The following is a 13,152-nucleotide window of genomic DNA, read 5'->3' on the forward strand; positions in this document are numbered from 1 at the left end:
GCATCCGCCATGAACAAGGCAAACTGACGTGGTTGCCCACTGTGTCTAGGGAGACGGCGATGGACGGTGTACCGCGGGTGCCGGAACAGAGGCGGGCCGGCTCCTGCGCGGAGCCTGCCCCGCTGAGCTTCGGCGTGCTCGGTCCGGTACGAGCCCGACGCGGATCGGAGCAGCTGAGCACCGGCTCCCCGCAGCAACGTGCCCTGCTCGCCGCCCTGCTGCTGCGGGAGGGCCGCACGGCCACCGCGGGTGAGCTGATCGACGCCGTGTGGGGCGAGGAACCGCCCTCGCAGGCCCTCGCGGCGCTGCGGACGTACGCCTCCCGGCTGCGGAAGGTGCTGGACCCCGGGGTCCTGGTGAGCGAGTCCGGCGGGTACGCGGTGCGGGGACTTGCCGAGGGCGCCCTCGACCTGGCCGTGGCGCAGGACCTCGCCGCCGAGGCGGAGAAGGCGAAGAGCGCCGGGGACCTGCGCCACGCCCGTGAGCTGCTCGGCCGCGCCCTGGCGCTGTGGGACGGGGAGGTACTGGCCGGCGTACCCGGCCCGTACGCGGAGGCACAGCGGGTCCGCCTGGAGGAGTGGCGGCTGCAACTCCTGGAGTCTCGCCTGGACATGGACCTGGAGCAGGGCTGCCACGCGGAGGCCGTGTCGGAGCTGACCGCCCTCACCGCGGCCCACCCGCTGCGCGAGCGGCTGCGCGAACTGCTGATGCTGGCCCTGTACCGCAGCGGCCGCCAGGCGGAGGCACTGGCGGTGTACGCGGACACCCGCCGACTGCTGGCGGACGAGCTGGGGGTGGACCCGCGGCCGGGGCTGAGGGAGCTGCAGCAGCGGATCCTGCAGGCCGACCCGGCGCTCGCGGAGCCGCAGTCCCCGCAGGCCGAGCCGGCCGCCGCCCCCGTCCGCCCGGCCCAACTGCCCGCCACGGTCCCCGACTTCACGGGCCGCGCGGCCTTCGTCCAGGAACTCGGCGAGGTGCTGTCCTCCGCCGAGGGCCGGGTGATGGCGGTGTCCGCGGTGGCCGGCATCGGCGGCGTCGGCAAGACGACGCTGGCCGTGCACGTCGCCCACCAGGCACGGACGGCCTTCCCGGACGGCCAGTTGTACGTCGACCTGCAGGGCGCGGGGGCAAGGGCGGCGGAACCGGAGACGGTCCTGGGCTCGTTCCTGCGGGCCCTGGGCACGGCCGACTCGGCGATCCCGGACTCGCTGGAGGAGCGGGCGGCGCTGTACCGGTCCGTCCTGGACGGCCGCCGGGTGCTGGTCCTGCTCGACAACGCCCGGGACGCGGCGCAGGTACGGCCGCTGCTGCCCGGCACGGAGGGCTGCGCGGCGCTGGTGACCTCCCGGGTGCGGATGGTCGACCTCGCCGGGGCCCATCTGGTGGACCTGGACGTGATGTCCCCCGAAGAGGCCCTGGCGCTGTTCACGAAGATCGTGGGCGAGGAACGGGTGGCGAGCGAGCGCGAGGCCGCGCTGGACGTGGTGGCGGCCTGCGGCTTCCTGCCGCTGGCGATCCGCATCGCCGCGTCCCGGCTGGCGGCCCGCCGCACCTGGACGGTCTCCGTGCTGGCCGCGAAGCTCGCGGACGAGCGCAGACGCCTGGACGAACTGCAGGCCGGCGACCTGGCGGTCAAGGCCACCTTCGAACTCGGCTACGGCGCGCTGGAGCCGGCCCAGGCACGGGCGTTCAGGCTGCTGGGCCTCGCGGACGGGCCGGACATCTCGCTGGCGGCGGCCGCGGCGGTCCTCGACCTGCCGGCGGAGGAGACGGAGGACCTGCTGGAGGCCCTCGTCGACACCTCGCTGCTGGAGTCGGCGGCCCCCGGGCGCTACCGGTACCACGATCTCGTACGCCTCTACGCGCGTGCATGCGCGGAACGGGACGAGTGGCCGCCGAGCGAGCGTGACGCGGCGATGTCACGGCTGCTGGACTTCTATCTGGCCACCGCGGCGGGCGTCTATCTGATCGAGCGGCCCGGGGACCGGCTGGTCGACCACCTGGCCGCCCCGGAGTACCAGGGCCTGACCTTCGCCGACCGGCACCAGGCGCAGGACTGGCTGTACTCGGAGGCGGTCTGCCTGCTGGCCTGCGTCCGCCAGTCCGCCGGCTCCGGCTTCCTGCGGCGGGCGGTCGACCTGCTGTGGGCCGCCGTGGACCTCGCGGAGTCCGGCACCAACTCCAAGGCCTACGAAGGGGTCGCCTCGGCCCTGCGCCAGGCCGCGCGGGAGGCCGGGGACACCCGGGCGGAGGCGCGGGCGCTGATCACGCTGGGGTACGCGCACAGTGTGACAGGCCGCTTCGACCTGGCGGACGAGGAAGCGGCCCTGGCCCACGAGCTGATCGGCGCCGCGCCCGATCCGCTGGCCGGCTGCTGGGCGTCCAACATCCTCGGTGTGATCGCGCTCTACCAGAGTCGCCACGAGGACGGCGAGACCCACATCACCCGGGCGATCGAGGGCTTCCGCGCCTGCGACGACCGGGCGGGCGAGGCGGCCGTGCTGTGCAACCTCTCCCGGATCCACCTGGCCACCGGGCGGACCGACAGCGCGGTGTCCCTGGCCCGGCAGGGCATGGAGATGTACGACGCCATGGGGCATGCGCTCAAGGGCGCCAACGGCCGTTACGCGCTGGGGCTCGCGCTCACCGAGCACGGCGAGCTGCCCGAGGCGGCCGCCCGCCTCCAGGAGGCCCTGACCGTGTTCCGGGACAGCCGGCAGCGGTTGTGGGAGGGCATGTCCCTGTTCCGGCTGGCCGAGGTCGACCTGGCCGCCGGGCGCCCGGCACAGGCCGCGGCCAACGCCGAGAGCGCCCTCACCGTGCTGCGCGGGATCGGCGGTGACTGGCGCCGGGCGGGCGTCCTGGTCGCCCTCGGCCACGGGCTGAGCGGCATCGGCCAGTCGGGGCGCGCGCAGGTCTGCTGGCGCGAGGCCCTGGAGCTGTTCGAGGCGCTCGGTGCCCCGGAGGCCGAGACGGTCCGCCCACTCCTCACACCGCTGACGCTCGCCTGAGCGCTCCTTCGATGCAACGCCCCCCGGGGGCCGGCCGCGGGCGTTCATCGTTCGTTTATCGCCGACCGGCACTCTCGTCCTGTCGTTCCGTCGCGTCGGGGGGCAGACGGGTCGACCAGGACCGTTGCACTACGGTGAGCGGTCACGAAGCCGGCCCGGCGGTCCTCGGGGGAGTCGCCGGGCCGGCGGCCACATCAAGAGACCCGAACGGTCAGGGGAGGCAGTCGTCATGAGCGACGAGAACACCACGGACAACCTGCACGCCACGGACGTCGAGGACGGTACCGAGGTGAGCCCGGACAACCTGCACGCGACGAGCGAACCGCTCACCGGGGTGAACCCGCTCAAGGCGGACAGCGGCAGCGCCACCGTCACGCCGGACAACCTGCACGCCACGGACCAGAAGGCCTGAGGCCCAGTCCTTCCTCCCCAGGGGGATCGGCCGCGGCAGCCCGGAGGGGAGCTGCCGCGGCCGAGGTGTTTTCAGGATCTGCGCAGCTCCCCCTTCACCACCTTGCCGCTCGCGTTCCGCGGCAGCTCCCCCACGAACTCCACCGCCCTCGGCACCTTGTAGTTCGCCATCTCGCGCCGCGCCCAGGCCATCAGGTCGTCGGCCGTCAGCGTGGTCCCCGGCCGCCGTACGACATACGCCTTGCCGACCTCCCCCAGCCGCGCGTCCGGTACGCCGATCACGGCGACGTCGGCCACATCCGGGTGCAGGCCGAGGAGTTGCTCTATCTCCGCGGGGTAGGCGTTGAAGCCGCCGACGATGAACATGTCCTTGATCCGGTCGGTGATCCGCAGGTTCCCCTCGGCGTCCAGGACGCCCACGTCCCCGGTCCGCAGCCAGCCGTCCTGCGTCAGGACCTCCGCCGTGCCCGCCTCGTCCTCGTAGTAGCCGCGCATGACGTTGAAGCCGCGGACCAGGACCTCGCCGGGCTCCCCGGTACGGGCCTCGACGCGTACCTCGGTGCCGGGGATCGCCCGGCCGGACGTCGAGGCGATCACCGTGGGGTCGTCGCCGCGCCGGCACATCGTCACTATGCCGCTGGCCTCCGAGAGGCCGTAGGCCGTCAGGACCGTCTCCACGCCCAGTTCCCCGCGCAACCGCTCCACGAGTCGCAGCGGCACCACCGCCGCGCCCGTCACCACCAGCCGCAGCGCCGAGAGGTCGTGGGCGTCGCGGGCGGGGTGGTCGAGCAGGGACTGGTGGAGTGTCGGCGGCCCCGGCAGTACGGACACCCGTTCCGCCGCGATGTTCGCGAGGGCCGTGTCGATGTTGAACACCGGCTGGGGAATCATCGTCGCGCCGCGCATCACACAGGCCAGGACCCCGGCCTTGTACCCGAAGGTGTGGAAGAAGGGATTCACGATGAGGTAGCGGTCGCCCTGCCTCAGTCCCGCGAGATCGCACCAGATCTCGTACGCCCGCAGCGTCTGCGCATGCGTGATCACCGCGCCCTTGGGGCGGCCCGTCGTACCGGACGTGAAGACGATGTCCGACGGCCAGGACCCCTCCACGGCCGCCGAACGCGCCCGCACCTCGGCCGGCCCGACGCCGTCCCCGCCCGCGAGGAAGTCCTTCCAGGTGCGGAAGTCCTCGGGCGCGTCGTCCGACAGCACCACCACCTGGTCGAGATCCGGCAGCCCAGGCCCCCGTTCGACCGCCCGCCGCAGCGAGGCCACATACGAGGTCCCCAGGAAGGTCCCCGTCACGAACAGCAGCCGCGCCCCGCTCCTGCGCAGGACGTCCGCCGCCTCAGCCCCCTTGAAGCGCGTGTTGACCGGCACGAGCACCGCCCCGGCCGACACCGCGCCCAGCGCCGCCACGATCCAGTCCAGCGAGTTCGGGGCCCAGATCGCGACCCGGTCGCCCGGTGAGACGCCCGCCGCGACACAGGCCGCCGCCGACCGTTCGACGCGGGCGCCCAGTTCGGCGTACGAGATCCGGGTACGGCCCTCCACCACCGCCTCGGCGTCCGCGAACCGCTCGGCCGCCGACCGGACGAGTCCCGGAATGCTGCCCCACTCCACGTCACCGCGCACAACAGCCCCCTACTACTAGCTGACTACCCGTCAGATTAGCTGTAGCCTGACGCCCTGTCAGCTGAGGGGACAGCATGCGGAGGTGCACCAGCATGGCCGGAATCACCGGATTCAAGGACGCCACCGCGATCGTCGGCATCGGGCAGACCCCCTTCGCCAAACGCCTCGACGAGGACGAGCGGACCCTTGCCTGCCGTGCCGTCCTCGCCTCCCTGGACGACGCCGGGATCGCGCCCGGCGAGGTCGACGCGCTCGCCTCCTACACCATGGAGGAGACCGACGAGGTGGAGCTGGCGAAGGCCGTCGGCTTCGGTGACCTCACCTTCTTCAGCAAGGTCGGCTACGGGGGCGGCGGTTCCTGCGCCACCGTCGCCCATCTCGCCGCCGCCATCGCCTCCGGTCAGGCCACCGTCGGCGTCGCCTGGCGCTCACGCAAGCGGGGCAGCGGCCCCCGCCCCTGGAAGAACACCACCGTCCAGCTGCCCACCCCCGCCCAGTGGACCCGCCCCTTCGGCCTGCTGCGCCCCGCGGACGAGATCGCCATGCTGACGCGCCGCTACATGCACGAGTACGGCGCGACCCGCGACCACCTCTTCAACGTCGCCCTCGCCTGCCGGAACAGGGCCAACCAGAACCCGGCCGCGGTGATGTACGACCGCCCCCTGACCCGCGAGATGTACATGACCTCCCGCTGGATCAGCGAGCCGCTCTGCCTCTTCGACAACTGCCTGGAGACGGATGGCGCGTTGGCGTGCGTGGTGGTGTCCGCGGAACGGGCACGCGACTGCAGACGACGGCCCGTCTACGTCCACTCCGCCGCCCAGGGCCTGCCCGCCCAGCACCACGGCATGGTCAACTACTGGAACGACGACCCGCTCACCGGCCCCGCCTGGACCGCCGCCCGGCACCTGTGGAAACACGCCGACTTCACACCCCAGGATGTCGACGTCGCCCAGATCTACGACGCGTTCACCGCGCTCATACCGCTCTCCCTGGAGGGCTACGGCTTCTGCGGCCGCGGCGAGGGCGGGGCGTTCACCGAGCAGGGGGCCCTGGAGATCGGCGGGCGGCTGCCCCTCAACACCAGCGGCGGCGGGCTGAGCGAGGCCTACGTCCACGGGTTCAACCTCATCACCGAAGGCGTACGGCAGCTCCGCGGCACCAGCACCGCCCAGGTCCCGGACGCCGCCACCTGCCTCGTCACCGCCGGTGAAGGCGTGCCCACCTCCGCCCTTCTGCTGAGGAGCTGACCATGCTTGATCCCGTCATCGACTCCGAGGGAGCCCCCTTCTGGGGCTACGCCCGCCAGGGCGAACTCCGTGTCCAGGCCTGCGCCGACTGCGGTGAGCTCCGCTTCCCGCCCCGGCCCTGCTGCCCGCACTGCCAGTCCTTCGCGAGCGAGTGGCGCGAGGTCGCCGGTCACGGGCGTATCTGGTCGTACGTCGTGCCCCACCCGCCGCTCCTGCCCGACTACGCGGCCCAGGCCCCGTACAACGTCATCGTCGTCGAGCTCAGCGACGCCCCGCGGATCCGTCTCGTCGGCAACCTCGTCGCCGAGGCCGGTGCGCGACTCGACTCGGTACCGGCCGGGCGCATCCGGATCGGTGCCAAGGTGCAGGTCGTGTTCGACGGCGAGGGTCTTCCGCAGTGGGTGCTGGAGCGCTCATGACCAACACTGTCCGGCTCACGGCCGACAAGGACACCGGCGTCGCGGTCGTCACCCTCGACCGGCCCGAGCGGCACAACGCCGTCGACCTGGCCATGCGGGACGAACTGCGGGAGGTCTGGCGGGAGTTGCGGTTCGACGACTCGGTACGCGCCGTCGTCCTCACCGGTGCCGGTGGGCGCGCCTTCTGCACGGGCCTGGACCGGAGCGCCGTCGTCCCGCAGCCCCACTCCCCCTACATGGCGGACGATCCGCTCCTCCATGTCGGCCCGAAGTCGAGCGACCTGTGGAAGCCGGTCGTCGCCGCCGTACAGGGCATGGCCTGCGGGGGCGCCTTCTATCTCCTCGGGGAGTCGGACTTCGTCGTCGCCGACACCACCGCCGCCTTCTTCGACCCGCACACCACGTACGGCATGGTCAGCGCCTACGAGTCCGTGCTCATGGCGCAGCGGATGCCGTACGGGGAGGTCGCGCGGATGATGCTGATGGGGACGGCGGAGCGGATCGGGGCCCGACGGGCGTACGACATCGGGCTCGTCTCCGAACTCGCCGAGCCCGGCGAGGCGTTGGCGGCCGCAACGGCATGCGCCGCCGTGATCGCCGGGTATCCGGCGGAGGGCGTCCAGGGGACGGTGCGGGCCCTGTGGGCGGCGAAGGAGAGCGCCGTCGCCCCGGGCTTCGCGCAGGCGGCCCACCTGGTCGCGCTCGGGAACCTCCCGACCGAACGGCAGGCAGAGCTGTTCGCCGGGCGCGGGAGGTCGTTCCGAACCCGTTGAGTCGCCCCGGCTGTTTTCAGCCCGTCGTGGGGGTCCCCCCGCTCGAGCGAAGCCGAGAGTGGGGGAGTTTGAGGACGAGGCCGTTCAGGCCGATCGGGGGTCTGGGGGCGAGCCCCCAGGTACGGGACGGGTAGGGGCGGCGGGGGCGAACTCACCACATGGCGACCGCCGCGCACCCGGCGTAGCGTCTAGGTGGGACGGCCGCCGTCCGCACCCTTCCGTGACGCCGGTACGACGGCCGTCACCAGCAGCTAGGCGGGCCGGGCGGTCCCCGTCCCCTTCTCCGCGTCCAGCGCGTACACGCAGCGGTCCTTGCTGCACGCGTACACGACGCCGTCCTTCACGACCGGGGAGCCGGTGATCTCACCACCGGTCGCGAGTTTCCAGCGCAGCCGGCCGTCGTCGGCCTTCAGGGTGTAGAGCAGGTGGTCCGTGGACCCGAAGTGGATGCGGCCCTCCGCCACCGCGGGGGCGCCGACGATGTCACCGCCCGCCTGGAAGCGCCACTTGGGTGTGCCGGTGACCGCGTCCAGGGTGTACAGGCCCTTGCCGCTGCCGACGTGGACGTGCCCGGCAGCCACCAGCACGGGGTCGATCGACGCCCGGGACTCGGTGGCGATGCGCCAGCGGTCGCGGCCGTCGGTGGCGTCGAGGGCGTAGACCGTGCCGAGGTAGTCGACCAGATAGATGCCGCCGCCGGTGACCGCGGGGCCGGGCGCGAAGGTGGGCGGGCACAGGAAGACCGCGGGGGCCTCGAAGTGCCACTTCACATGGCCGCTCGCCACGTCGACCGCCAGGACCCGGGTGCCGGCGGAGACGTACACGTATCCGTCCGGGGCGTGCGTCACCCGTACCGGCACACCGCCGCAGGAGGCCGCGTCGCCGATCGGGTAGGACCAGCGCTCCTTGCCGGTGCGGGCGTCCAGGGCGCGCAGCCGGGCGTCCTGCCAGACGTAGACCGTGCCCTCGTGGACGGCGGGCCCGGCCTCCGGGGACTCGAAGTCGGTCTGCGCCCCGGTCAGTTCCCACAGCTTCTGGCCGTTGGAGGCCTCCCACGCCTGGACGCCGCCGCCGCGCGTGCCGGTGACGACCGTGCCCCGGTCGGCCTTCAGGGAGTACACCCAGCCGTCCGTGGACAGCCGCCACAGGTCGGCGCCCTCACGGCAGTCCAGGGCGAACAGCGTCGGTCCGTCGGAGGCGTGGATACGGCCGTCGGCGACCGCCATCGACCAGGCCACGTCCCGCGTCTTGAAGCGCCGCCGGCCGGTGGCCACGTCCAGGGCGTGCACCTCGAAGGAGGTGACGTACACGAGGTCGCCGGAGACCGCAGGGGTGCCCCACACATCGTTCGACATACGGAAACGCCAGGGGCGCCAGCCTGCCGCCGTCTCCGGCGGCGCGGGCAGCGACGCGGGGACGACAGGGCCTACGGCAGGATCGGCGCCGTTGACTCCGGGGCGCGGCTTGGACCAGGAGGCGGCGAGGGCGGCCTCCGGAGGAGGTGCCTTGACGGCGGCGGCGCGGACGTCGGAGACCCGCGGCCCCGGCCCGATGGGCACCTGGGCGCCGGCCAGCCGGACGGGGCCGGTGTCGGGGGCGCCGACGGGCACGGGGGACGCCGGTACGACGGGGTCGTGCGAGGGCGGGGGCGGGGGCGGGGCGGGGCGCGCGCCGCCGCCGCTACGGCCGCCGCCCTGGCCCGGCTTCGCCGCCGGGCGGCCGTTGCGGCGGGCCTCGATCAGGCTCACCGCGCGCTCGGGCAGCCAGGCCGAGGCCGTACCGCTGTCGTCGGTGCCGGAGCCGAAGAGGTGGGGGGCCAGCTGGGCCTGGAGGTCGGCCGGGTTGGGGCGGGCGGTGGCCTCCATCTGCATGCAGGACTCGATGAGCGGGCGCAGCTCGTCCGGGAGGCCCTCCAGGTCCGGGCCCTCCCGCAGCAGCATGAAGACCGTCTCGACCGGGTTGGCGCCATGGAAGGGCGGGTGCCCGGTGGCCGCGAAGACCAGCATCGAGCCGAGCGAGAAGACGTCGCTGGCTCCGGTCACGGACCGCGAGTCCTTCGCCTGCTCCGGCGACATGTAGGCGGGTGTGCCGACCGCCACGTTCGTCATCGTCAGACGTGTGTTCGAAACACCGGAGGCGATACCGAAGTCGATCACCCGGGGGCCGTCCTCGACGACGAGGACGTTCGAGGGCTTCAGGTCCCGGTGCACCAGACCGGCGCCATGGATCGACTGCAGCGCCTCGGCCACCCCCGCCGCGAGCCAGCGCACCGCCTGGGCCGGGAGCGGCCCGCACTCGTTCACTATCTCTTCGAGGGAGGGCGCGGGGACGTATGCGGTGGCCAGCCACGGCACGGCGGCGCGCGCGTCGGCGTCGACCACGGCCGCCGTGTAGAAGCCGGAGACCGCCCGGGCGGCCTCGACCTCGCGCGAGAAGCGGACGCGGAACAGCTGGTCCTCGGCGAGCTCCGTACGGACCGTCTTGATCGCCACACGCCGGCCGGACGCCGAGCGCGCGAGATAGACCAGCCCCATGCCGCCGGCGCCGAGCCGCCCCAGCACCTCGAACGGACCGATACGCCGCGGATCGTGCTGTGTCAGCTGATCCACCACTTGCCTGCCACCTCCCCGTACGGGCCGCGCCGGCCACATCTCTGCGCGACCCCGTGCAGCGTCTCACCACCGCACCGCCATGGCGGCACGCACCCTGATTCTTCCTGTCCCGGGCACTGGTTGCGAACCCGGGACCGAGTCGGGATGCCTCACCGCAAAACGGTACGTTTCACCGCACGATCTGTTTCAGTCGGTCTATTTCAGCAGTTTTGCAGTCAGCAGTTTTCAGTCGGTCTGCTTCCGTCGTTCCAGCACCGCGAACGACGCCCCCTGATTGTCGGTGACGACGGCCACCCTTCCGTACGACGTCTCGAATACTGGCGCCCAGATCCGACCCCCGAGACGGCTCACCGTCCCGAGTGCTGCCTCGCAGTCCTCGACGCCGAAGTGCACCAGGAAGTGGGGCGGCATCTCGGCCGGGAAGACCTCCGAGACGGCCGCCCGCCCGAAGTCGGGCCTGGCGTCCGGCCCGAACAGGGCGTCGTGGAAGAGATCACCGTAGAAGGTGTTGGCGACCTCCACGTCCCGGGCGTACAGCTCGGCCCACGCGAAGGTGCCGGGCTCGTGCCGCCGACCGAAGCCGGGGTGACCGCCCGGCTCCCAGAGCCCGAAGACGGCGCCCTCGGGGTCGGTGACCAGCGCGGCCGTGCCCAGCTCCGCGACCGGCGTGGGTGCCGTGACGACCTGCCCGCCGGCCGCCCAGATCCGGTCGGCCAGCGCCTCGGCGTCCGGCGTCGCGAAGTACACGGTCCACACGGTCGGCAGCCGCCCGTCCGTCTTGCGCGCGAGCGCGGCCACCGGCTCCCCCTCCTTGCGGGCCCACACGAAGCCGCCGGGCGCCTCCGGCCGGTCCTCGAAGGTCCACCCGAAGAGCTCGCCGTAGAACCGCTTGCCCGCCTCCACATCGGGAAGCTGCGCGTCCACCCAGCACGGGACGCCCTCTCCGTACGCGGATGCCCTGTTTTCGGCCATACCGCCAAACTAACGGCGACTCACGCACCCCGCAGGACCAGGCACACCCGTCTCCGCCCTCTCGTGCACCCCATTTGCAGTCGGCCGAATCGCGCTCCCATCACCCCTCGGTAAGCTGACGACATGACAGGACAAGTGCGTACCGTCGACGGCCGCGTGGCCGGCCGGCGTGGGCAGGCGACCCGGCAGAAGCTGCTCGACTGCCTCAGCGAGATGCTCAGCTCCTCCCCCTACCGGGACGTCAAAGTCATCGATGTCGCCCGGAAAGCGGGCACTTCGCCCGCGACCTTCTATCAGTACTTCCCGGACGTCGAAGGTGCCGTCCTGGAGATCGCCGAGCAAATGGCCACCGAGGGCGGGCAGTTGACCGCGCTCCTCGAGGGCCGCTCCTGGGTCGGCAAGGCCGGCTGGCAGACCGCGCAGGAACTCGTGGACGGTTTCCTCGAGTTCTGGCGCAAGAACGACGCGATCCTGCGCGTCGTCGACCTCGGTGCGGCCGAGGGCGACAAACGCTTCTACAAGATCCGCATGAAGATCCTCAACTCGGTGAACAACTCCCTCACCGACTCGATCACCGAACTGCAGTCCAAGGGAAGGGTCGACAAGGACGTGAACCCGGCGGCGGTCGCCGGTTCACTGGTCGCGATGCTCGCGGCGGTCGCCTCGCACCAGAAGGGATTCCAGACCTGGGGCGTCAAGCAGGCTGAACTCAAGCCGAACCTGGCGCTGTTGGTGCACCTGGGCGTGACCGGCAAGAAGCCGACGAAATAGATCTCTCCACGGATCTCTTCACCGATCTCTTTTTCGAGGCCCAAGTCCTGTCTGGCAGGCGGCGGTTCACCCCGACGGTGAACCGCCGCCTGCCGCGCTATGCGGGCAGCGGACGGTCCCGCACCACATGCTTCATGACCAGCGTCGACGTCAGCCGCTGCACTCCCGGCAACGTGGCCAGCCGCTCGTCGTACAGCCGCTGGAAGGCGGCGAGGTCGGCGGTGGCCACCCGCAGCAGATAGTCGGGCTCACCGAACAGCCGCTGCGCGTCCAGAACATGGGGGATGTCCGCGAGCGCCCGCTCGAACCCGGCGACCGTGTCCCGGTCCTCCTGCCGCATGGACACGAAGACCAGCGCCTCGAAGGTCAGCCCCACCGCGGTCGGCTCCACCACCGCCCGGTACCCGCTGATCGCACCCGACCGCTCCAGCTCCCGCAGCCGCCGATGACACGGCGAGACACTCAGCCGCACCCGCCCGGCCAGTTCGGTCACGGTCAGCCGCCCGTCCTGCTGCAGCTCGGCAAGGATTTTCCGATCAACGTCGTCCATGAGGCAGATCTTTCCATGAAAAGTGCCGCATCGAGCAATATCCGGGAACACTTTCGGGACATTCGAGCCTAATGTCGCTCACATGGACACCGGACTGCTGCTTTCCTTCCTCGCCCTCGATCTTCTGCTGGTGTGCGTGCCGGGCGCCGACTGGGCGTACGCGATCTCGACCGGACTCCGCGGCCGTTCCGTCGGGTGGGCGGTGGGCGGTCTGGTCGGCGGGTACGCACTGCACACGGCGCTGGCGGTGGCCGGGCTCGCGGTGCTGGTGGCGGGCGAGCCGCGACTGCTGACCGTGCTGACGGTGGCGGGCGCCGGGTATCTGGTGTGGCTGGGCTGGGGGGTGCTGCGCCGCCCGGGCACCCCGGGCACGACGGACGAACCCGCCGAGGCCTCCCGAGCCCGCGTCTTCCTGCGCGGCGCGACGATCAGCGGTCTGAACCCGAAGGGCCTACTGCTGTACCTGTCGGTCCTGCCGCAGTTCCTGACCACCCACGGGAACCTGCCGGTCCCCGTCCAGACGGCCACCCTCGGCCTGCTCCACATGGGGTGCTGTGCGGCTGTCTACCTCACGGTGGGTCTGGGCGCCCGAGCGGTCCTGGGTGCCCGCCCGTCCGCGGCGCGTGCGGTGACGCGGACGTCGGGGGCGGCGATGCTGGGGATCGGGGCGTTCTTGCTGGTGCAGCGGCTGGCGACCTTGTAGCACCCCGCCGGCCATACCGGTTTGCGGCTCCCCCGGGCCGTCGGT

Annotated in this window: 11 protein-coding genes; 7 read left to right on the plus strand and 4 right to left on the minus strand. The window is 72.2% G+C overall.

Translation table 11 applies throughout. The features are described from left to right. Positions 1-59: 59 nt before the first annotated feature. The gene (locus ACFY1U_RS29205) at positions 60-3,011 is read left to right on the plus strand and encodes a BTAD domain-containing putative transcriptional regulator (RefSeq protein WP_390697095.1); all 2,952 of its coding nucleotides are present in this window, start codon (positions 60-62) and stop codon (positions 3,009-3,011) included. Between the two features lie 229 nt (positions 3,012-3,240). Next, the gene (locus ACFY1U_RS29210; protein WP_390697096.1) at positions 3,241-3,423 is read left to right on the plus strand and encodes a hypothetical protein; all 183 of its coding nucleotides are present in this window, start codon (positions 3,241-3,243) and stop codon (positions 3,421-3,423) included. A gap of 71 nt (positions 3,424-3,494) precedes the next feature. On the opposite strand, the gene ACFY1U_RS29215 is transcribed toward ACFY1U_RS29210, so the two are convergent. Beyond that, on the minus strand, positions 3,495-5,057 hold the full coding sequence (locus ACFY1U_RS29215) for a FadD3 family acyl-CoA ligase (RefSeq protein WP_390697097.1): 1,563 nt from the start codon (positions 5,055-5,057) through the stop codon (positions 3,495-3,497). Between the two features lie 92 nt (positions 5,058-5,149). Here ACFY1U_RS29215 and ACFY1U_RS29220 point away from each other — a divergent pair, with 92 nt between their 5' ends. The 3 genes from ACFY1U_RS29220 to ACFY1U_RS29230 are packed head-to-tail and all read left to right on the plus strand — an operon-like array spanning position 5,150 to position 7,499. After that, the gene (locus ACFY1U_RS29220) at positions 5,150-6,307 is read left to right on the plus strand and encodes a lipid-transfer protein (RefSeq protein ID WP_390697098.1); all 1,158 of its coding nucleotides are present in this window, start codon (positions 5,150-5,152) and stop codon (positions 6,305-6,307) included. A gap of 2 nt (positions 6,308-6,309) precedes the next feature. After that, positions 6,310-6,726 (plus strand): Zn-ribbon domain-containing OB-fold protein, encoded by a 417-nt coding sequence (locus ACFY1U_RS29225; protein WP_390697099.1) that lies wholly within the window; start codon positions 6,310-6,312, stop codon positions 6,724-6,726. Then, entirely contained in the window at positions 6,723-7,499 is a 777-nt protein-coding gene (locus ACFY1U_RS29230; RefSeq protein WP_390697100.1) for an enoyl-CoA hydratase/isomerase family protein, read from the plus strand. The genes ACFY1U_RS29225 and ACFY1U_RS29230 overlap by 4 nt, the downstream gene beginning before the upstream one ends. A gap of 251 nt (positions 7,500-7,750) precedes the next feature. Here ACFY1U_RS29230 and ACFY1U_RS29235 read toward each other — a convergent pair whose 3' ends face one another. Further along, entirely contained in the window at positions 7,751-10,111 is a 2,361-nt protein-coding gene (locus tag ACFY1U_RS29235; RefSeq protein ID WP_390697101.1) for a PQQ-binding-like beta-propeller repeat protein, read from the minus strand. 225 nt (positions 10,112-10,336) lie between these two features. Then, positions 10,337-11,083, minus strand: a complete 747-nt coding sequence (locus tag ACFY1U_RS29240) for a VOC family protein (protein ID WP_390697102.1) — start codon at positions 11,081-11,083, stop codon at positions 10,337-10,339. A 135-nt stretch (positions 11,084-11,218) separates the two neighbouring features. Between ACFY1U_RS29240 and ACFY1U_RS29245 the strand changes: the two genes are divergently transcribed. Then, positions 11,219-11,854, plus strand: a complete 636-nt coding sequence (locus tag ACFY1U_RS29245; RefSeq protein ID WP_123970478.1) for a TetR family transcriptional regulator — start codon at positions 11,219-11,221, stop codon at positions 11,852-11,854. A 97-nt stretch (positions 11,855-11,951) separates the two neighbouring features. Here ACFY1U_RS29245 and ACFY1U_RS29250 read toward each other — a convergent pair whose 3' ends face one another. Beyond that, positions 11,952-12,404 (minus strand): Lrp/AsnC family transcriptional regulator, encoded by a 453-nt coding sequence (locus ACFY1U_RS29250; protein ID WP_365836101.1) that lies wholly within the window; start codon positions 12,402-12,404, stop codon positions 11,952-11,954. A gap of 82 nt (positions 12,405-12,486) precedes the next feature. Between ACFY1U_RS29250 and ACFY1U_RS29255 the strand changes: the two genes are divergently transcribed. Then, on the plus strand, positions 12,487-13,107 hold the full coding sequence (locus ACFY1U_RS29255) for a LysE family translocator (RefSeq protein ID WP_390697103.1): 621 nt from the start codon (positions 12,487-12,489) through the stop codon (positions 13,105-13,107). The last annotated feature ends 45 nt before the right edge of the window (positions 13,108-13,152 follow it).

It is taken from the genome of Streptomyces sp. NPDC001351 (assembly GCF_042896045.1).
Classification (GTDB): Bacteria; Actinomycetota; Actinomycetes; order Streptomycetales; family Streptomycetaceae; genus Streptomyces.